This is a genomic window from Bacillus sp. AY2-1 (genome assembly GCF_008368965.1).
GTDB lineage: Bacteria > Bacillota > Bacilli > Bacillales > Bacillaceae_G > Bacillus_A > Bacillus_A thuringiensis_S.
On record NZ_QPEL01000005.1, the window covers coordinates 25,800 to 45,724 of the forward strand.

The window sequence follows — 19,925 nt, forward strand, 5'->3', positions numbered from 1 at the left end:
TGGTGCCTATAGTTGTTAGATACAAGTCTAACAACTATAGGTTTTTACTATGATGAGCGAAGTGCTTAATATTTACGTTATAAGTGCATAACAAGTTATAATAGAAGAAATCAATAAGGAGGCTGGCTGTGAAGAATCTTCGTTATCTCAATATATTTACCATATTAATTATATACACACTACTTATGTTTTACATCGGCTGGAACGGATGGGTTTGGCTTCATGCGGTATTTGGCTGGGAATCTTGGGGATATTATGCTTTCATAGTCGCATTTATTTCATATGCGTACATTCTCGTGCAAGTGTTTAAGTTTTTGCCATTTCTGCGAACGATAGGTTCGATTTGGTTTGCGGTCATACAATATGCGCTTATGTTGTTGCCATTAGCTAATATTATGGTCTTTCTTTTACAGTTTTCAGTGGAGAAAGAAGCGGCAATTATTTGGACAGGAACGGCTGTGATAGCTGCATTTATCTTTATCTTTGCGTATGGAGTATTTAATGCGTATAGTCCGGTAGTAAGAAAGTACGAGGTGCACATACCGAAAAAGGTAGAGGGGCGTAAAAGTTTACGCATTGCGATGGCTTCTGATATGCATTTCGGTAAACTGTCTGGCGTTTCGCATTTAAAAAGACTTGTTCGTCATGTAAATGAGATGGAACCTGATATTATTTTACTGCCAGGTGATATTATCGATGATCATCCAGGTGTGTTCATTCAAAAGAATATGGGACCAATCATGAAACAAATGAAAGCACCATTAGGCGTATATGGTGTTTTAGGAAACCATGAATACTACGGTAGAGCGGTTCCAGAGTTTTTACAAGAGATGGATAAGATTGATATTCGTATTCTTTTAGATGAAGTAATTACAATTGAAGGTGACTTTTATCTCGTTGGAAGAAGAGATAAAACAGAGCGAGATCGCCAAAGCTTTGAACAATTAATGAGTACGGTAGATAAATCGATGCCAGTTATCGCAATGGATCATCAACCATTTGAGTTGAAACAAGCAGCGGATGCTGGCGTCGATTTACTATTATCCGGCCACACGCACCGCGGACAAATGGCACCGAACCATATTGTAACGAGAAGAATGTACGAATTAGACTGGGGATACGCACAAAAAGGTGCATTCCAAGCGATTGTTTCTTCTGGTTTCGGATTCTGGGGACCGCCGCTTCGACTTGGAAGTAGGTCGGAGATTGTGCAGGTAGAAGTTACATTTGAATAGGGGTTATGAAATAGAGAGCTGATGGCTCTCTATTTTTTTAAATAAAAACAAATAACAATAAATATTTATGTTGGTGCTAATTTCATAAAAGAGATACGATTATAAGACTCGATCAAAATAAAGGGGGATTGTAAGTGATCATATCAGATGTACTATACGGAGAATTTGAAGTGGATCAAGTAGTAGAAGAATTAATTTCAAGTAAGTCTATGCAAAGACTAAAGGGAATTCATCAAGCAGGCGCAAGTTACTTAATGAACGAGAAATGGAATGTAACTCGCTTTGAGCATTCAGTGGGTGTTATGTTATTAGTGAAAAAACTAGGTGGTTCAGTAGAAGAACAGATTGCTGGTTTACTGCATGACGTATCGCATACTGCTTTTTCCCACGTGATTGATTACGTTTTTCATAATGAGGGTGAAAGTTATCATGAAGAGATATTTAGTTCTGTCGTGAAAAACTCAGAAATTCCAGCGATTCTTGCGAAGTATGGTTATAACTATGAAGATATTTTGTTAGATGATTCGAAATGGACGTTACTCGAAAGGTCAGCACCAGAATTATGCGCAGACAGAGTGGATTATACATTACGAGATATGTATACATATGGGTATGTTTCTTTAGAAGAAGTTCACAGTTTTTTAGAGGATGTCATCGCAGTAGAAGGGAAGATGGTTCTTCAAAGTATCGAAGTAGCAGAATGGTTTACAGAAACGTATTACAAAGAAGTAATCGATTTCTTTATGAAACCAATGAATATTTACGGAAATGATATGTTAGTGAAAACGTTAAAGTTAGCTCTTCATAAAAAGGTTATTCATGCAGATGATTTCCTTCTTGAAGATGCTGAGCTTATTTCGAAATTGCAGCAATGTAATGATTCAGAAGTCCATGCTTTATTAAGAAAAGTTCATCCCAATGTAAAAGTAAAAGAAGATAGAGACGATTACGATTTGTATCAGAAAAATAAAGTCCGTCTTATTGATCCTCCGTTACTTTGTGAAGATGAAGTTATTCACTCGTCTGTTGTGTCAGAAAGCATAAGACAGATGAATGATATTGCTTATGAAAAAGCGGTGAGAGGGATATATGTGAAATTGATTTAAAAGAAAAAGGGTTGTTTGTATGGAAATGTGTTACATTTTTACGATACTATTTCATTTTATCATAAAGATACCTTTTATGGTAAAAAATAAAAATTGTAAAGTTTTCCATTGATAATAATTTGTGAAAAAAGTACTAATTTTTAATGTGTAAAAAATAATAAATATTTTTAATGGATGCTTTAGAATCTTTCGGTCTTTATATATAGATTTTTATATTTTTTAAGGTAATTTAAAGAATTTTGTCGTTTTTTGTTGTGATTCTTATATTATGATACATATAATGTTCGGAGTTAGCTATTATAACATAAAAATTTTAAAAAACCAGAATTGAATCATATTGTTTATTTTAATATAATTTAATTGTTAATTAATAACATATTTGGGGTATGATTCTTTATTGAGGTGAGAATTCTTTTTTATATAGGGGGATTTACAAAATGGTTAAAACGGCAAAGCCTGAAATGATGAATGAATTAAAAGAAATAGTTTACAAATTCTTTCCAAAAAATATTATGAAAGAAGAAGAATTGTACGAAGAATCTAAAGAACATAAACGATTTATAGAGCTAAAAGAAACGTTTATAGAAAACGAAAGCTCTCAACAGGAAGTTTTGTCTTTAATCGAGTCAACATTTTGCGATGAGCATGTATCAGATTGTACAGATTTAAACCTATATAATTGTCTAGAATATAACGTGTTGTTAAATGGAAGAGAACCGATGTTAAATGATGATATTGAGTGGATACAAAAATCAAGAGGTGAGCGTCTTGATTTAGGGGTTTTTGTTAGTTTACTTGATAAATATTATTATTACTACGTATTAAAAACAACATATGATGAAGAGGTAAGGGAATGGACTTTTGAAACAATCGATGTAGAAATGGATACCATTTGTGAATTTGAAACACGAATGAATACAAAAGGTTTTGTAAGAGTAGAGCGTGAGATTGCTAGAACGGCAATACCTGATATAGAAACGGAATGTTTACGTATGGGAGAAGTTAACGTATTCCATGCTTTATTTACGGATTCGGTTAGTGAAATATAAAATATATATGCAGATTGTACTATATTGAAAGAGTCGCTAAGAAAGCAAGATGTTACTAATTTCTTAGCGGCTTTTTTATTAATGATCAAACCAATTCCAAATCTCAATATCTCCAAGAGTCGCATAACGTACGTGCGGGGAGTTTTGTAATTTTAATAACTCTTTCGATGGGCCAGTAATAACAATTCCGTATACTTTTACACCGTTATCCTTTACATATTGATAACGTTTATCTAAGTTTAGTTCTTTCTCAGAAAGCGCTGCTATTTTGCTTACCGTTTTTTTATGGATAGAAAGGACGCGCATCATTTCGGTTACTTTGTCTTCTTGCGTTTTCTGCCCGTCAGTTTCATTATCGAGGAATCTTACATGTTCTGGAAACCCTATAGCTTCTCCGCCATGTAGGATATAGTTATCTACATTTTTTCTTTCTTGCCCTGTATCTAAAGCGTACCATACAGGAGTTGGAGGGAGTTCTTGTGCCTCAAATATACTATATAAAAGCGGTTCTAATTCTTTTAAAGTGTAAGCTTTATCAAAAGAAATTGCTACTTCTGCAACGGTTCCATCATGTACTTTTGCAAGTGTATCCCATACTTTTTTTGATGAATCCTTTAAATAATCACCCTGCTCTGTTTTTGGATGAACAAAGAAGAGTTTTGGTTGATAGAACGGATTCATCCAAGTTCGCTTCGTAACATCTACAGATGATAAGAAGCTTTTTGTTTCTATTGTACCGAGGGGTATTTCTTTTTTACCCACGGTTCGTACTAAATCAAATTGGCTATTCGTACGGAAAAAAGCTTCTACACTTGTTCCGCCTCCCATAACACGGCTATTTGGGATCGTTGCTTCAAGTGTAAGCGAAGGAACCTCTCTAATTTCTTCTAGCCTTTTATCATTATTAGCTTGAAAATAAAAGGCTGATAATACCCCGCCGATTATATAGATAACGATGCAAATTGATAATATAAAACCAAACGTTTGTAAACGATGTTTCCACTTAATTCTCCAAAAAGGAACTTTAAAATCTTTTGGAGGTAACTTTTTCTTAATTGGTTCTGTCTTTGTTAACAGCTCATCTAAGTAAGCTTCACACGCTTCACATGACTCAATATGACTTTCTAACAGTTCTTGTTCATCATGCGTGAGTGTTCCGTTTTCGTACTTCTCCCATAGTTTTTTAAATGCTGCACAACCCATCTGTATCACTCCTCTATGTTTCTCGCTTCTTTTCGTCCGCGGTGTAATTCAATTTTTACTTTCGCTAATGAGAGACCAGTCATTTCTGCTATTTCCTTATAGGAGAATCCATAGTAATCTCGTAGTAGCAGGACATTTCGTCTTTCGAGCGGAAGAGAAGATAAACTTTCTAACCAACTAGCGATCTCAAATTTTACGAAATATTCATGTTCTGTACTTGGCGCGTTTGGTAAATGGAATTCTTCCACTGTAGTTGTTTTATATTTTTTTTCTTTTCGATACCAATCGATAAAGGCGTTGTAGGCAATTGTAAATAACCACGGCCTAATTTCTTCGCCTTTGTAATAATCAATATGGACGAGCATGCGATAAAAGGTTTCTTGCATGAGATCTTCCGCACAGTGAGAATCTCCGGTTAGGGAGAGAAGATAGCGAAATAAATCATGCATATGATCTGAATAAATATCTTCTAATGATTGTTTGCGTTTCACTAATTTCCCTCCCTTCATACATAACAACGAAATACATATAAAAAAGTTACAATTTTTTATGGAATTATAGTAAAAAACGTCAAGAATTGGATAGGATTCTCTTTTATCATAATACATATAAGGCGGGTGAATAGAGATGGAAAGCTATGAAACACAAATTCAAAGGTCAATTGATTATATCGAGGAAGATGTAATGGAAAAACAAACGCTGCGTAATTTAGCGCGGGTTGCAGGTTTTTCTGAGTCGCATTTTCATCGTGTATTTCAGGCGTTAGTAGGGGATACAGTAATGGAGTATGTTCGAAAGAGGAGGTTAGCCCGGGCAGCTTATCAACTTTCTCATACGGATGAAAAAGTTATTGATATCGCGTTTGAACATGGCTTTCAATCTCACGAAACGTTCACGAGAGCCTTTAAAAAATTATTTCAAATGACACCGAGTGAATATCGAAAACAAGAAATCGAAACACCGATGTATTACAGAGTGAATGTAAAGCAAAGAAAATTAAATCCGTATTTAGGGGGCATACAAATGGAATATCGTATTGTAAATAAACCAGAATTTTTAGTGGCGGGTTATGAATTGAAGACGACAAGTAAAGAAGGGAAAAACCATCAAGACATTCCAGTATTTTGGCAAGAATATTTACAAAAAGATCTTGGGACAACGATTCCGAATCGTAAAGATACGAGCCAATGGGTAGAGCTTGGATTATGTACTGATTTTAATTTAGAAACAGGAGACTTCACTTATATTATCGGAATGGAAGTTACAGATTTTGAAAATGTACCAAATGAAATTGCAAAGCGTACTTTCCCGGCAGCAACATATGCAGTATTTACAACGCCGAAAGTTCCTCATGAAGAAATGGTATCGTCTATTCACCAAACTTGGAATGCAGTATTCTCAGAATGGTTCCCGCATTCAGGATATGAACATTGCGGCGTTACAGAGTTTGAACTGTACGATGAGCGTTGCCACGAAGATAAGAGTGAGTTTGCACAAGTAGAGCTTTGGATACCGGTGAAGAAAAAATAATAGGGTAAGAGCGAATCATTGGGAGATGGTTCGCTTTTTCATGAAGGGGGAAATAGGAAAATGTTCAAAAAACTAGAATGTGTATCTATACATACGAAAGATATAGAAAAATCAGTTTCTTTCTATAAAGAAATGGGAATGAAGCAAAACTGGATGATAGAAAGAGAAATAGAAGAAGGAGCTATTTGGACGTTAATAGGATTGAAATTTCCAGATGAGAAAAGTTCGGAGTTAGTAATAAGCAATCATCCGGATATTAATTTTACGGAAGTGGAAGTATTAGTAGAAGATGTACAACAAACGTATGAAAGTTTAAAAGATAATAAAGATGTAAAATGGATTCGCGAACCATTTCCAACGGAATCAGGACATGTTGCAGTAATGGAAGCACCTGATGAAAATGTGTTTGTGTTAGTAGGGAAATAGCTAAAATATGGAGATGACCTTTCATAGTGAGTTGTGAAAGGTTATTTTTACGAGTAGATTGTTAAATTTGTATTGCCTCATCTGTAATACATTTAAAAATGGTAAAATAAAGTAGCAATTAAATATTGCGGGTGGAAGGTTATGCCCTTTCTTCATTTAATGGAGTAAGGAGGTGTAATCGTATGGAATTTCTTTTGCAAATTTTGTTGGAAATCACAAAAACTATAGCTAGAGAAGGTATAGTTTTGGGATTTAAGAAATTAACGGCAAAAAAGCGCAAAAAGAAGACCACCCGTCTGCCTGCGAAGCGTGGGAAGTCTTCAAAGCGCAAATAAGCTTTAGTTGCAACCTTCCACCTCGCGGTAATTAGTTGCAGTGACGGGGTGTTGGAAGCACCTCGTCTACTTCATTTTATGCAAAACTTATTTAGTTTATACTTCTATTTATAGTATAACAGTTTAGAAATGTATTTGTTAATAGTTTTATTTTTACTTTGTATAGTAGGGGAAGTAGACTGGTATTGTTGGTTTTTGTTGGCAATTCGATATATCTTAAAAATCGCTGATATAACTTCATATACCGCCGAACTATCGCAATAAGCTAGAATAAAAGGCGAGTAACATAATTTCATGTACCATCAAACTTCCCCATAAGAAAAGACGCTACATAGCGTCTTTCCTACGAACGAAACGGAAACACAAGAATAATCGTCGTTCCTTTTCCGAGTGCACTATCAACGGAAATTGTCCCGTTATGAGCATGAACGAGCTGTTTTGTAATGGCTAGGCCAAGTCCAGTTCCGATGTTGCTTTCTTCTGTGTTTGTTCCGCGGTAATATCGTTCAAATAGAAGTTCTTTCGTTTTTTCATCCATTCCTTTTCCGTCATCCGAAATGGAGAGTATAAAGGAATTAGCGTTTTGTGATAGTTTTACGATGACAGTAGTTGTTTCGTTATTATGTTTTACAGCATTTACGAGTAAGTTTTCGATAATACGCTGGAACCATTTTTCTTCAATGAAATATTGAATTTTATTTGAGCTCGGTACGAATTCAATATTTTGATTTTGAAGTGTTGGATTATTAATAAATTGCAATAATACTTTTTGGACGAACTGATTGATTTCAACGTTTACGTGCTGTGCAGGAAGGCTATTATTTTTTAATTGATACGTTAAGCTTAAATCATCAATTAATGTCGTCATATATTGAGATTTCTCTTTCATAACACTACCAAATTGTTGAATATCACGATCGGTCCAGTTGTATTGATTCGATTCTAGTAATAATGCGTAGCCATATATAGAGCTAAGTGGTGTTTTTAAATCATGCGTTAGACCGGTAATCCATTCTTCTCGTGTTTGCTGAAGTACTTGCCTCATCGCATCATTTTTCTTGAGTGTAATAGAAAGGTGTTCTAGTGAACTTGTCACATCTCTAAACAAACGGAATGACCATTTTTCTTTACCAGATCGCCGGAACCTGACAGGCTTTTCTTTTTTACTAATAGGTTCTTCATACTTTCCACCAGCGATATTTTTAAGCCAGCGCATCGCATGTAATAACGGTTTCCCGAATTTATTACCATACCAAATAGAAAGAATGACTAAATAAACAAATACGATAAGAAGGATTAATCCGCATCCAATGAGAAACTTCTTAGTAAATACATCTTCAATTTCGTCATCTGGGTAGTAGTGATCATTTTTTGCAGTTACAACGAGAAGGTTGCCACTATTTGCATCGTAAAAGCTAGACGTGTTTTCTTTATGATTCCAAGGTTCTTTTTCATTAAGGGCGATTTGTATTGCTGAAAATGTTTTTTTCTTTCCGGTTGTATAAGAAAAAACCTCTTCGCCATTTTGATTAAATATTTGAAGTGCTGCTTTTTCTTTAGACAGTAACTGTTTTTCTTGATCTGTTAATGTGAACGAATCCATTGTTAAAGAGGAATGCTCCTTTTGAATTGCTGTTAGTAAAGCATTGCTTTTTAACATACCACCATAAATAACAAGTACTTTCTTTTCTTCTAATTCAATTTCCCAATATGTAAATTTATAATTACTTTCGATATGATGTTGTATATATGCGACTAAAGATGTCTTCGTATAAGCATTCGGAACATCATTTGGTGTATTAAAGTGGTAGAGGATTTTTCCGTTTTCATCTACAACTTGGAGCCAATCATTTTTCTCCTTTATTAAATCTTGCACTTCAGATTGTAATGAAATATGCCCATCTTCTGAAGAGATGTATCTTGAAATCGTAAAACTATCAGAATCTGGAATGTTAGGTTCATATAAAGTACTAGTAAGAAGAAAAATTAAATAAGTAAAAGCAGCAACTACAGCGATAAGTAATGTAACTAAAACAAAAACGTGTTGCATGATAAATTGAATAATAAGTCGTTTATTAAAATTCATATCGTCACCCTACTTTGTAACGAACTTATAACCAAGGCCGCGAACAGTTTTTATATATTCTGGTTTACTTGGATCGTGTTCAATTTTTTCACGTAGTTTTCGAATGTGGACCATAACAGTGTTGTCATCGCCATTATAGGCAGGTGCTCCCCAAACTTTTTCGTATATTTCCTCTTTCGAAAATACGTAGTTCGGATTCTCGCAAAAGAAGAGTAGTAGTTGAAAGAGTTGAGCGGAACATTCGACAATGTGACCATCCACTGTCAGTTCTGCAGAGTGTTGATCAATTTCAAATCTTCCAAATGAAATCGAGTGTGATTTTTGTTCGTGCGGTACTGCTTGTTTCATATGTCTCCGAAGCTGTGCTTTCATGCGTGCTACTACTTCTAATGGATTAAAGGGCTTCGTAATATAATCATCCGCACCGTATGAAAATCCAGATATTTTATCTAAATCAGATGCTTTTGCTGATAGGAAGAAAATGGGACAATCTGTTTGTTGGCGAATGATTGGACAAATATCAAAACCAGATTGTCCAGGAAGCATTACATCTAAAATAATTAAATCGTAATTGTTTTCCTTAGTTAGAGATAAAGCTATTTCAGCTGATGTTGCAGTTGTAATATGAGAAAAACCTTCTTTTTCAAGAATGGTAGTTAGTAATTGTAAAATTGCTGTTTCATCATCAACGAGTAAAATATTTGCTTGGTACATAAACATCCCTCCTAATTTTCTCGAATATCATATCATCCTTTTGTAACTTATGGAATTTTTAAGGAAATTTTAAGGTTTTCTTTCGCAAAAAATTAAGAATCAAATGATATGATAAAAGTAACATAGGGGAGGAGATGAGTGTGAATCCGTTTCAAGTGATGCGAGCTAGATATTTTTTAATTGTATTTGCACTATTAATTTTAATAGCGAGAAGTAGTGGCGATTTGCTAACAAGTATATTTCATATACAAAATTCTTCTTTTATAAATATCCTTATATTCTATATCCTTCCGATGGTATGGATTTTTTATGAGTATAAAAAGCATCGCATTTCATTTTCATTGTTTGTTAATAAAAATGAAACATTTAACTTGGTGCAAGTTTTATACATTACGGTTATGTTATGCATATTTAGTTACGGGTATCTTATTTTGTATATGTATAGTTTTGCATGGATCACACCAGACTTTATTATGAATGCATTGCATGAACCGATTATAGATAGTACTGGGGGATATGTATATCAAGTCATTAGGGTTGTATTCATCGCACCAATTATCGGGGAGTTTGTTTTTCGCGGATTTTTACTTCAACGCTTTGCAACAAAATGGGGAACGAGCATAGCGACCATCGTTGTAGCAATATTGTTTGCATTGTTACATGTTGATTTCCTCGGTGCAGCCATATTCAGCATCGTATTGTCGATCGTATATATTCGTACGGAAAGTTTACTCATGCCAATTGCAATACATATGTTAAACAATGCATTTGTAATGTGCGCGTCTTTTTTAATAAGTAGAGAAAAAATTATGAGTTTTGCAGACTTCTCAAATTATACGACATTCTTTCCTGGACTTATTATATTTATAACGGGATTAAACTTAGTACTTATCTTTTTATTTGTTAATCGCAAGTATTGGAGTAAAGAAGTGCCAGTTATATATGCAGAGCAGGAAAAGAGCTTTTCAGATGTAGTCGGGAGTAAATAAGATGAAGAAGACGGTTGAAAAAATATTAAAAGAAATTATAGATGCTACGTCTATTGCAGATATGTGTGATAAAAGCTTTTGTAATTGGATTCAACCTGTAGTATTTGTTTTCTAGTAATCATTTAAAAGAAAATATTATTTCTCTTCTTATTGTATTAGGAGTTGTACTAATATTTGGTCTAATTGTAGAAGAAATGATGAAGCGCATCTTCAGAAAAAATGGAGAGAAGTATATGTGGGTTCATAAAGTATTTGAGAAAGTAATAGTGGCTTTCCTTTTGTTTTATAGTATGAAAACAATCATTTACTTTATAGCTTTGAAACATCATTAATTCTAAATTTGAAAGGGATGTATAAAATTATATGAATGAAACGATATCATCAAATAAGTTTTTTTATTTGATTTTACTTAGTCTAGTGTTAATAACGACAGTGAATGTTATTTTGCGCTGGGAGGAAGCTTACTTTTTCATGTATTTAGCGCTCCATTTGTTGGGGATTTTATGTATAAGTGGTGGAGTCGTTACTGAAAAAAAGAGTGAAGAAAGCGTTAACTATATGTGTGTGATCGGTCTTATTTTACTTTTAGCTGTACAGGGTATTATGAAATATAGTTCCTTCTCTTTACAAGATTTTAGTTTATTAATAGATGTACTTCCTTAAAGAGGCTCTTTATGTTATCTAAAAAGCAAGTAGGGTACGTACTAGTTTTAATCGGATTTTTTAAGATTATCCCGCTATTTGCCGGGCAGTAAGACCCCACTGATTAAAGTTTCGCTTTATTATAACGACGCTATTCTTTCAAGACTATGAGTATATTTGATATGTAAAAGGCGTTGGTTTGTAAGTGCTTCCGGATTATGAACCGAAGAAAGTGTTTAAAGATAGGTAAAACTCTTCTTATGTAGAAGAGTTTTTTTATGTAAATAAAAAGATCCATAGCAATTCACATAATAAGCTTGTTCTAATTTAGCGTGTACGAACTTACAATAATAATAGACAGGCAGCATAGAGGAGGGAATAGCGTGAGGAAGGTTATTGGTTGGTCGCTTTTTTTGTACGTTGGATTTGCGTTACTTATATATTGGTATTTATTTGGATGGAATCATGAACTTATTCCGGACATGTATAAAGGAACAAGTGCAGATCCAGAAACGTTTATGAGTGCTAGAGAGCTTACGCTAAGCCAAGATTATTCGCGCGTGAAAAATTTACTATACTTTTTAGCGACGCCTCTTGAATGGATTATTTTATTATTTGTACTTGTGCTAGGTATTTCAAGAAAGTTTGAGAAATGGTCGAAGGAAACGACTAAAATAAGTGTCTTGCAAGTTGCGATTTATTTCTTTTATTTATCATTACTGACAACAGTGCTTGCCTTACCGATGCAATGGATTGGCCGGAAAGTATCCGTTGATTACGGCATTTCAACACAAAGTACACAAAGCTGGATAAAAGATCATGTTATCGGTTTTTGGGAAAGTTATGCGACTATGTTAATCGTAGTTACCGTTCTATTATGGCTTATCCGTAAATTTCCGAAGAGGTGGTGGCTAGCAGGGTGGGCGCTCTCTGTTCCATTTACAATCTTTTTAACATTCATACAGCCTGTCGTTATTGATCCGCTTTATAACGACTTCTCAACGCTGAAAAATAAAGAATTAGAAACGAAAATTTTAGCGATAGCAGACAAAGCTGACATTCCTGCTAAACACGTATATGAAGTAAATATGTCAGAAAAAACGAATGCATTAAATGCTTACGTAACAGGAATTGGTCCTAACGCCCGTATTGTAATGTGGGATACAACGCTTAAGCAGTTAAAAGATAAAGAGATATTATTTATCATGGCTCATGAAATGGGACATTATGTTATGAAGCATATATACTTTGGCGTTGCAAGTTATGTATTGCTATCGTTTATAGGTATGTTTTTAATTAGTCGTATTATAAATATGTGTATTCGCAAATGGGGAGATACATTGCAAATTTCAAAAGTGGCATGTTTCTCCATTTTACCTTTATTTTTCTTAATTTCTTCTATACTCTCTTTTGCAGCACAACCAGCAACAAACTACGTTTCACGTATAGAAGAAAGAGCGGCAGATCAATATGCTTTAAATATGACGAAGGACGGGAAATCTGGTGTGAAAACTTTTCAATATTTATCAAAAACAAGTTTAAGCCAAGTAAATCCGCCTGCGTTAGTGAAGTTTTTCTTATACACCCACCCACCAATTTTTGAAAGAATTCACACGTTTGAACAATATGAGAAACAAAGCAAAAAGGAGTAGCATGATAGCTACTTCTTTTTTTATAGAGATATAAGTTTGATATTGGGAATATTTATCATTGCTTTTTATTGAGATTTTGTAAATAATAAGCTATAAAATTCTAAAAATCTATATATAAAGGAATAAAGGTGGAAAAATGTATTTTTTACAAAATTTAAAAGTGAAATATAAATTATTATCGCTTATTTCATTAGCAGTTTTAGGTATGGTAATTATGAGCAGTGTAGCAATTAATTCCATTAATAAGATTAAGCACGATACAGAGGTTGTAGTAGATGATTATCAATATTCTGCAATTTTATTAGAAGGAATGCTTCGCACACAAAATTCACTAGAATATAATTTATTAGAATTAATTACTGCATCACAAAATGAAGTGGCAAATAAAGAGGGGATAATTGATAATATTGAAAAGGATCTTAAAAAATATGATTCTTTATTAAAAGAATATGATGATGGTTTTAATTTAAGTAAGCAAGAGGATGAACTGTTTCAGAAGATGAAGAAATCTTTGCCAAGTTATAAAGATACATATAAAAAATTATTTGAAAAGGCGAAGGCAACAAATGAGCCACAAATGGTAAACGAATTTCAGAAGGAATTAAAACCGAAGGGAATAGAGTTAGCTGGTTATGCAGTGGATCTAGAATCGTATGTTTCAAACTTAGCTGATCAAGTGTTTAAAGATTCTCAAAAAATGATTGATCGATCCGTTATTACCTTTATCATTCTTGTAGTAGTTACTACAATCGTTATATGTATAGTAAGTTATATTATTAGTAGGCTTATAGTTGCTCCGTTACAAACGGTTAGTCGTATGATGGAAAGAGCGAAAGAAGGAGATTTAACTGTACATGGTGATTATAATGCTAAGGATGAATTAGGTGTATTAGTAAGTAATTTTAACGAGATGATTGCAGGGCTAAGAACAAATATGCAAGAAGTAGAGAATAATATTCAGCTTTTATTCCAACATGCAGACGGAGTAGCATCTGCATCAGAAGTATCTAGTAGTGCAGCGAAGAAAATCACTATGGATATTGAAGAAGTTGCAAATGGTGCAGAGAGTCAAATGCAAGCAATGGAACAAACTGCGGGTGCGATGGAAGAATTGACACAAGGAATGCAGAGTATAGTCAATACATCGTCCTCTGTAAATGAATTGTCTGCTCAATCAGCATTAGATGCAGAGAATGGTAACAAATTAATGAAACAAATGATTCAACAGATGGATACAATCCAAAATTCGGTACATAGCGGTGTGAAACAAGTAGAGACTATGAAAGAACAATCAGAAGAAATTGTTAAAATCATTGATGTTATGCAAGGTATTACCTCTCAGATTAACTTATTAGCATTAAACGCCGCAATTGAGGCTGCACGTGCTGGTGAAAGTGGTAGAGGATTTGCAATTGTGGCAGATGAAGTGCGGAAATTAGCAGAACAATCTAGTGATTCTGCAAAACAAATTGAGAATCTTATTACTCAAGTTATGGGAACAACGAACCATACGGTACATATGATGGGGAAAGTAGATAATGAGGTACAGGCAGGTACAAAAGTAGTAATGCACACAGAAAAAGTATTTGGAACAATTACAGAAAAAGTACAGCAAGTATCTGAGCAAATTCAAACGGTATCTATGTCTACAGATGAAATTGCAGCGAGTAGTGAGGAAATCTCGGCTTCTGCAGAAGACATGGCTCAAATTTCCCAAAGATCATCTGACCGAACTGATAGGGTAAAAGAGTCTATTCAACAGCAAGAAAAATCTGTTCAAGAGATTTCGGTTTCAATTGAACATATGCATAACGCAGCAGGAAAATTAAAACAAATAGTTGCCCAATTTACTCTTCAAAAGTAGTAGCATATTTGAGTGTTAATAAATAAAAAAAAGCATCCTCTTTTTAATCCGTACCCTTTGTAAAGGACATTTTGAAAAAAGTTAGGCAACATCAAGAAGATGATTTCTGTATCCAACAGGAGTCATCTTTTTTAAATTCCATTGATATCTATAATGATTATAATACGTCATATATTTCTTAATCTCTTGTTTCAATTCATTAAAGGACACGCAAGGTTTTATATGAGCTTCATCTTTCAGATGACCAAAAAATGATTCTTGTGGGGCGTTATCCCAACAGTTTCCTCTTCTTGACATGGATTGTCCAAGGTTTATCTTTTTAACTAGCTTTTGATAGGTAGGGCTTGTGTAGTGGGATCCTTGATCTGAATGAATATAAGCACCTTCAGTCAATCGAATCCGCGGATTCCTTTTTAGTTTATGGAGAGTTGTCGTTACGAGCTCTAATGTCATCTGTTCTGAAACATGGTAAGCTAAAATTTCATTAGTTGAGCCGTCTAAAATTGTAGATAAATAGGCCCTTTGATTCTTACCGTAAACTAAATAGGTGATATCTGTAAGAAGTGTTTTCCCTGGGGTATTTTGTTTAAATTCCCGATTTAATTGATTCGGTACTATTCGATGTTCTTTTGTAGCTTTAAGCATTCTTTTATAAGGATTCGCTTTGCGAACCGGACAGATAATCTCGTATTTCTTCATAATTCTACGGATACGCTTTAAATTGTAGACAACTTGAAACTGACCCGCCAATGTCATCTTTATCTGACGAGCCCCCTTGTTTCTATTTCTAAATCGAAGTGCTTTTAATATGGTTTCCTTCAAGATTTCATCTCGATCACTCTTTTGTTTCCGTTGTTCTTGAGATGAAACTGAAAAGTAATTATAGTATCCCGAACGGGATACACCAGCTACTTTACACAAATGACTGACCATATTCCTTAAGTTGTATTTCATGATGACAGAACGAATCAAGATGAATTTCTGACTAGGTGGTAGTGTTATTTCCTTCTCATCCTCCCTTCCATAAGTTTGATTTTTTTTAGCAATTCGTTTTCCGCCTTTAGTAAGTTTCGTTCGGCTTCTAAACGGGCATACTTTTCTTCTAACGTAAGCTCTCTCTCAAGAGTTCTGCCAGCGTTTTCGATACGTGTATCCCTTAAACCCAATACACCATTTTTTCTATAAGCAGCACGCCATCTACTTCCCGATGACATAACTCGTTTCATTCCAATCATATCTATATCAAAACCACATTCTTCAAAAATATTTCGAGGTAGCTTTCCTTTTTCATTTTCCTCAATAAAAATGTGCTTAAATTCCTCTGTATAAGTGATACCTTTCTGACTTACAGATTTTACGTATAGGTTATTTGATAGAATTTGAATTTCTCTTTCTGTAAATAGTTTTTTTGTCATTTTCAACATTCTCCGATCCCAATTTTCCTTTTATTATACAAGAAATACCCTATAGAATAGACTTTTTTCAAGTGTCTATTCTATAGGGTACATTTTAAATTAACATGTTCTTTATATTTGCCTCTATATCATGATGGTTGTTTTTTGGCCGCGATGGTATTATTACGGGAAACGATCCAATCGAACAAGGCCTAGTTTCGGCAACTTTATTTTGTTCCCTACAACGGCAATGTTTTCATTTGTTTGTTTTGTGGTATAAGATTGTACGTTGTTCTTCTTAGATTTAAAGCGCGGTGCGCTGTTTTGTTTTTTGAAAAAGCGTGTATAAGCATCCGCAAGGTTGCGAACAGACGACTGAATCGCAATACTATCCACTTCTTTTAGCCAAACAAACCCTTTCTTCATGGCAGGTAGTTTGGCAGAGCATATACCATAGGTCAAGCCATTTCCTGTCTCTTTGTATGCGTGATCCCATAAGGATAGGAAATGATTGAATACAAAGCGAGAACACCCAATCGTTTTGTTGATTACAATTGCTTGTGCTTGATTTGGATAGATACGAAACTTATAGGCTTTATTAATCATTATTTGATTCACCACCATTTTGGTATATGACTATTATAAACCGAACATGAGTTCGATATGTAGTGGAGTAACACTTTCTGTATGTCGAACAATTAAGATGGCTTTCTGCCATCCCTTGTTCGAAGCCAATTCATCTCCCACCTACTCACTGGGGTGTGACCCTTCACGCTCCTTGAGGAAGGAGTCTTCTTGGCTAAAATGATAAAAAAGGATGTCCAAAAAAATTCTATTTTTTTGGACATCCTTTTAATCTATTTCATTAATAATCCGGTAGGAGTAACTTGATATGTTTTTTTCTTACCTACAAATTCCTGTTTACTATTCTCAAGATTAGTAAGTGTGGCGCGTGTCTTTTCCTTTTGTGCTTCTCCCTCTATATGAGTAAACTCAATACAATCCCCTACTTTGACTGAAACGGTTTGGCTCTCAGCAGATTGTTGTCTATTTCCTACAATTTCTTTATTGTATAAAATATTGCCCGATAAGTTTTGAACTTTAATGCTTGCATACGTACTAGTAAAATAGGAATGGGGTATACCCGCTTCTAATTTAATCTGCATTTTTTCTGTTGTTTTGTTATATTCTATTTTCGCGATTTCCCGATCATTATATCCCTTTAATGACCATGCAAATTGATTTCCATCTAAAACCGTTGTTTCTGGCATTCTCTCTACTTTCTTCAGGCCTTCTTTTGTAACTTGATATCTTGCTATCTTTCCAATGGTTTCATTTTTGTTATTTTCAAGGTTAATTAAAGTCGCTCGCGTCTTTTCCTTTGTTGCTTCCCCTTCTATATGAGTAAGTTCAATGTAATCCCCTATTTTCACGGGCACAGTTTGACTTTCAGCATTTTGTTGTTTATTTCCCACGATTTCCTTATTGTACAGGACGTTGCCAGAAGAATTCTGGACCTTAATACTCGCATACGTACTAGCAAAGTAGGAATGTGGTACACCTGCTTCTAGTTTTACCTTCATCTGTTCTGCCGTTTTATCATAATCTACTTTTGCAATTTCTCTATCACTATATCCTTTTAATGACCATGCAAATTGATTTCCATCTAAAATTGTTGCTTCTGGCATTTTTTCTACTTTCTTCAGACCTTCTTTGGTAACTTCGTATATGGCTTTTTTTCCAAAGCTCTCTTGTTTACTATTATCGATATTCGTAAAGGTAGCTCTATGCACACCTTCTAAATGTGTTAACTCAATATAATCTCCTACTTTGACTGGTACCTTTTGTGATTCAACATTTTGCTGTTTGTTTCCATAAATATCTTTATTGTATACTACTTTCCCTGATGCATTTTGTACTTTAATACTCGCGTATGTTTCATTAAAATAATGATGCGGTATGCCTGCTTTTAAGTCGACTTGCATTTCTTCTGTCGACTTATTGAAATTGATTTTAGCAAACTCAAAATCACTAATTCCTTTTAGTGACCATGCAAACTGCTTTCCTTCTAAAATACTAGAAGAGTTTGGTATATCTGAATTAAAACCTAAGTTATTTAATATAGATTTTAAATCAGGTAAAACACCTATTCTATCATTCCAAGGATCTTGAGATTGTGTTCCTGTATTTGGATTACTTAAAATATTTCTTAATTCGGCTGGTGTATAAGGAGAACCTCGATGTTCTTTAGCAATACCTTGAATCGAAGTTGCTGCTCCAGCAATAATTGGTGAAGCACTTGATGTTCCACTAAATGTTGATGTATATAAATTTGTAGTATTTTGATTTGGATTTGCTGATGTTGTATCAACATTTTCTCCCCATCCATATACATCTAATCGACTTCCATAATTTGAAAACCATAAACGTTTATGTGGAACAGTTGATGATCCCGCCCCAACCATAATAGCACCTGAATCCTTGAAGTCTGGACTATTTCGATTTAAGATCTTTTTTCCATTACGATCTTTAAAATTATCTAAGTCGTTTGAACCATTTGCGCCAGCTTCTATAATAATAATCCCTTTATCTGCACCAACACGAATTGCATCAAAAATATCTGGATGTACTTCTACAGGTAAATATTTATCCCCATACCCATCATATGAAGCTTGTGCCTCTAATAAAAGAACATCCCCTGATTGTAAATTATGTACAGCACTTAAAATAGCATCTGCTGTATAGAACCTCTAATAAAAGAACATCCCCTGATTGTAAATTATGTACAGCACTTAAAATAGCATCTGCTGTATTATAAATTCCATTATCCCTGATTTGGGATATTACTTTTACATTTGCTTTTGGTGCAATTCCAATATTTCCAATTTGATTATCTTCGGATGAAACAATTCCTAAAACTGAAGTACCATGAGCTCTATGCTGGCTTATATTTTGTCCAGACATAAGCTTTATATTTTTATTGACTAAATCCTCATGGTTCAATAACCACCCATATTCCATATCCACAAAAGTTGTACCCTTCCCGTCACCACCCTTAATGCTCCAAGCATGCGAGGCATTAATTCCCTTTGGTGCCGCTTCAAGATATCCTTGATTTTTAAATCTAGGATCATCGTACGGATTAACAGATAAATCTTGTAACTGTATTTCAGGGGGTGTCAAAATTTGTTTTTCTTGTATATAAGCCTCCTCTACAAGAGGTGATGTTTCAAATTTTTTCAGTAACAACTCTATTTCTATGTTATTAGGAGCTTGTACAATATAATAATTTAATAAATTATTAGCTGATTGATTAGCAAATGATTTAGAGTGTACTGATAACTTTTCAATCTCTATCGGATTTACAGATGAGAACAGACGATTCAAAGTAAGTTCTTTATTTTCAGAAAATAACTCCTTTAAATTGTTATCATAATCCCCATTTTTTATTCTTTTCTCAATACCATCTTCATAAGGTAAGTCAATTTGATTTTTAAACTTTACAATTAATCTTTCTTCCTGTGAATCTCTTTCCTTGTATGTGACATTATAAGATTCAGCATAAACTTTATTATGAATACTATCATTTTGTAGGATTAGATCTGTTCCTACAAAAGTTGTCATTGCAATTGATGAAATTAGAAACCCTTTGAATATGTTCATACTATACCCGCCAATCTATATTCTCTTGAGATTTTTT

Annotated in this window: 15 protein-coding genes and 4 pseudogenes; 12 read left to right on the forward strand and 7 right to left on the reverse strand. The window is 34.2% G+C overall.

Annotated elements, in window-relative coordinates; all coding sequences use genetic code 11:
* Nucleotides 1–128: 128 nt before the first annotated feature.
* The 3 genes from DN403_RS00535 (at nt 129) to DN403_RS00545 (ending at nt 3,390) form a co-directional block, all read left to right on the forward strand.
* The gene (locus DN403_RS00535) at nt 129–1,235 is read left to right on the forward strand and encodes a metallophosphoesterase (protein WP_149185260.1); all 1,107 of its coding nucleotides are present in this window, start codon (nt 129–131) and stop codon (nt 1,233–1,235) included.
* 134 nt (nt 1,236–1,369) lie between these two features.
* Entirely contained in the window at nt 1,370–2,341 is a 972-nt protein-coding gene (locus tag DN403_RS00540) for an HD domain-containing protein (RefSeq protein WP_016097884.1), read from the forward strand.
* Between the two features lie 437 nt (nt 2,342–2,778).
* Entirely contained in the window at nt 2,779–3,390 is a 612-nt protein-coding gene (locus tag DN403_RS00545; protein ID WP_016097885.1) for a hypothetical protein, read from the forward strand.
* Nucleotides 3,391–3,468: 78 nt separating this feature from the next.
* Here DN403_RS00545 and DN403_RS00550 read toward each other — a convergent pair whose 3' ends face one another.
* Both DN403_RS00550 and DN403_RS00555 read right to left on the reverse strand, forming a co-directional pair.
* A complete protein-coding gene (locus DN403_RS00550) occupies nt 3,469–4,593 on the reverse strand; it encodes an anti-sigma factor (RefSeq protein ID WP_149185261.1) in 1,125 nt (374 codons plus the stop codon).
* 5 nt (nt 4,594–4,598) lie between these two features.
* Entirely contained in the window at nt 4,599–5,102 is a 504-nt protein-coding gene (locus DN403_RS00555; RefSeq protein ID WP_149185265.1) for an RNA polymerase sigma factor, read from the reverse strand.
* 118 nt (nt 5,103–5,220) lie between these two features.
* Between DN403_RS00555 and DN403_RS00565 the strand changes: the two genes are divergently transcribed.
* The 3 genes from DN403_RS00565 (at nt 5,221) to DN403_RS31000 (ending at nt 6,884) form a co-directional block, all read left to right on the forward strand.
* On the forward strand, nt 5,221–6,123 hold the full coding sequence (locus tag DN403_RS00565; protein WP_000446857.1) for an AraC family transcriptional regulator: 903 nt from the start codon (nt 5,221–5,223) through the stop codon (nt 6,121–6,123).
* A gap of 60 nt (nt 6,124–6,183) precedes the next feature.
* A complete protein-coding gene (locus DN403_RS00570) occupies nt 6,184–6,549 on the forward strand; it encodes a VOC family protein (RefSeq protein WP_000473636.1) in 366 nt (121 codons plus the stop codon).
* A 182-nt stretch (nt 6,550–6,731) separates the two neighbouring features.
* Nucleotides 6,732–6,884, forward strand: a complete 153-nt coding sequence (locus tag DN403_RS31000) for a hypothetical protein (protein WP_000394945.1) — start codon at nt 6,732–6,734, stop codon at nt 6,882–6,884.
* 343 nt (nt 6,885–7,227) lie between these two features.
* Here DN403_RS31000 and DN403_RS00575 read toward each other — a convergent pair whose 3' ends face one another.
* Nucleotides 7,228–8,970 carry a sensor histidine kinase gene (locus DN403_RS00575; RefSeq protein WP_149185262.1) on the reverse strand — a complete coding sequence of 581 codons (1,743 nt, stop codon included), beginning with the start codon at nt 8,968–8,970 and terminating at the stop codon, nt 7,228–7,230.
* A gap of 9 nt (nt 8,971–8,979) precedes the next feature.
* Nucleotides 8,980–9,684 carry a response regulator transcription factor gene (locus DN403_RS00580; RefSeq protein WP_000283858.1) on the reverse strand — a complete coding sequence of 235 codons (705 nt, stop codon included), beginning with the start codon at nt 9,682–9,684 and terminating at the stop codon, nt 8,980–8,982.
* Between the two features lie 140 nt (nt 9,685–9,824).
* Here DN403_RS00580 and DN403_RS00585 point away from each other — a divergent pair, with 140 nt between their 5' ends.
* The 6 genes and pseudogenes from DN403_RS00585 to DN403_RS32275 all read left to right on the forward strand — a co-directional run bounded on the left by DN403_RS00585 (nt 9,825) and on the right by DN403_RS32275 (nt 14,831).
* A complete protein-coding gene (locus DN403_RS00585; protein WP_001067981.1) occupies nt 9,825–10,673 on the forward strand; it encodes a CPBP family intramembrane glutamic endopeptidase in 849 nt (282 codons plus the stop codon).
* A 1-nt stretch (nt 10,674) separates the two neighbouring features.
* Nucleotides 10,675–11,005: pseudogene (locus tag DN403_RS00590) on the forward strand (hypothetical protein).
* A gap of 31 nt (nt 11,006–11,036) precedes the next feature.
* The gene (locus DN403_RS00595; protein ID WP_001006051.1) at nt 11,037–11,336 is read left to right on the forward strand and encodes a DUF2101 family protein; all 300 of its coding nucleotides are present in this window, start codon (nt 11,037–11,039) and stop codon (nt 11,334–11,336) included.
* Between the two features lie 362 nt (nt 11,337–11,698).
* Nucleotides 11,699–12,967, forward strand: a complete 1,269-nt coding sequence (locus tag DN403_RS00600) for a M48 family metallopeptidase (RefSeq protein ID WP_001233314.1) — start codon at nt 11,699–11,701, stop codon at nt 12,965–12,967.
* 136 nt (nt 12,968–13,103) lie between these two features.
* A pseudogene (locus tag DN403_RS32270) lies at nt 13,104–13,883 on the forward strand (MCP four helix bundle domain-containing protein); the annotation flags it as partial.
* A 156-nt stretch (nt 13,884–14,039) separates the two neighbouring features.
* Entirely contained in the window at nt 14,040–14,831 is a 792-nt protein-coding gene (locus DN403_RS32275) for a methyl-accepting chemotaxis protein (RefSeq protein ID WP_418923460.1), read from the forward strand.
* Between the two features lie 81 nt (nt 14,832–14,912).
* Here the strand turns inward: DN403_RS32275 and DN403_RS00610 are convergent.
* The 3 genes and pseudogenes from DN403_RS00610 to DN403_RS00625 all read right to left on the reverse strand — a co-directional run bounded on the left by DN403_RS00610 (nt 14,913) and on the right by DN403_RS00625 (nt 19,888).
* Nucleotides 14,913–16,255 (reverse strand): IS3 family transposase gene (locus DN403_RS00610; RefSeq protein ID WP_149185264.1). Its coding sequence is split into 2 segments (ribosomal slippage): nt 14,913–15,874 and nt 15,874–16,255, totalling 1,344 coding nucleotides; the frame shifts between segments, so codons are not numbered across the junction.
* 171 nt (nt 16,256–16,426) lie between these two features.
* Nucleotides 16,427–16,834, reverse strand: a pseudogene (locus tag DN403_RS00615) (RNA-guided endonuclease TnpB family protein); the annotation flags it as partial.
* A 248-nt stretch (nt 16,835–17,082) separates the two neighbouring features.
* Nucleotides 17,083–19,888 (reverse strand): annotated as a pseudogene (locus tag DN403_RS00625) (putative mucin/carbohydrate-binding domain-containing protein).
* Nucleotides 19,889–19,925: the final 37 nt, after the last annotated feature.

Coding starts and splice junctions, on each gene's coding strand:
- DN403_RS00580 (WP_000283858.1), bottom strand. CDS start 9,684: ATGTACCAAGCAAATATTTTACTCGTTGATGATGAAACAGCAATTTTA.
- DN403_RS00550 (WP_149185261.1), bottom strand. CDS start 4,593: ATGGGTTGTGCAGCATTTAAAAAACTATGGGAGAAGTACGAAAACGGA.
- DN403_RS00570 (WP_000473636.1), top strand. CDS start 6,184: ATGTTCAAAAAACTAGAATGTGTATCTATACATACGAAAGATATAGAA.
- DN403_RS00545 (WP_016097885.1), top strand. CDS start 2,779: ATGGTTAAAACGGCAAAGCCTGAAATGATGAATGAATTAAAAGAAATA.
- DN403_RS00575 (WP_149185262.1), bottom strand. CDS start 8,970: ATGAATTTTAATAAACGACTTATTATTCAATTTATCATGCAACACGTT.
- DN403_RS31000 (WP_000394945.1), top strand. CDS start 6,732: ATGGAATTTCTTTTGCAAATTTTGTTGGAAATCACAAAAACTATAGCT.
- DN403_RS00555 (WP_149185265.1), bottom strand. CDS start 5,102: ATGAAGGGAGGGAAATTAGTGAAACGCAAACAATCATTAGAAGATATT.
- DN403_RS32275 (WP_418923460.1), top strand. CDS start 14,040: ATGCAAGCAATGGAACAAACTGCGGGTGCGATGGAAGAATTGACACAA.
- DN403_RS00595 (WP_001006051.1), top strand. CDS start 11,037: ATGAATGAAACGATATCATCAAATAAGTTTTTTTATTTGATTTTACTT.
- DN403_RS00565 (WP_000446857.1), top strand. CDS start 5,221: ATGGAAAGCTATGAAACACAAATTCAAAGGTCAATTGATTATATCGAG.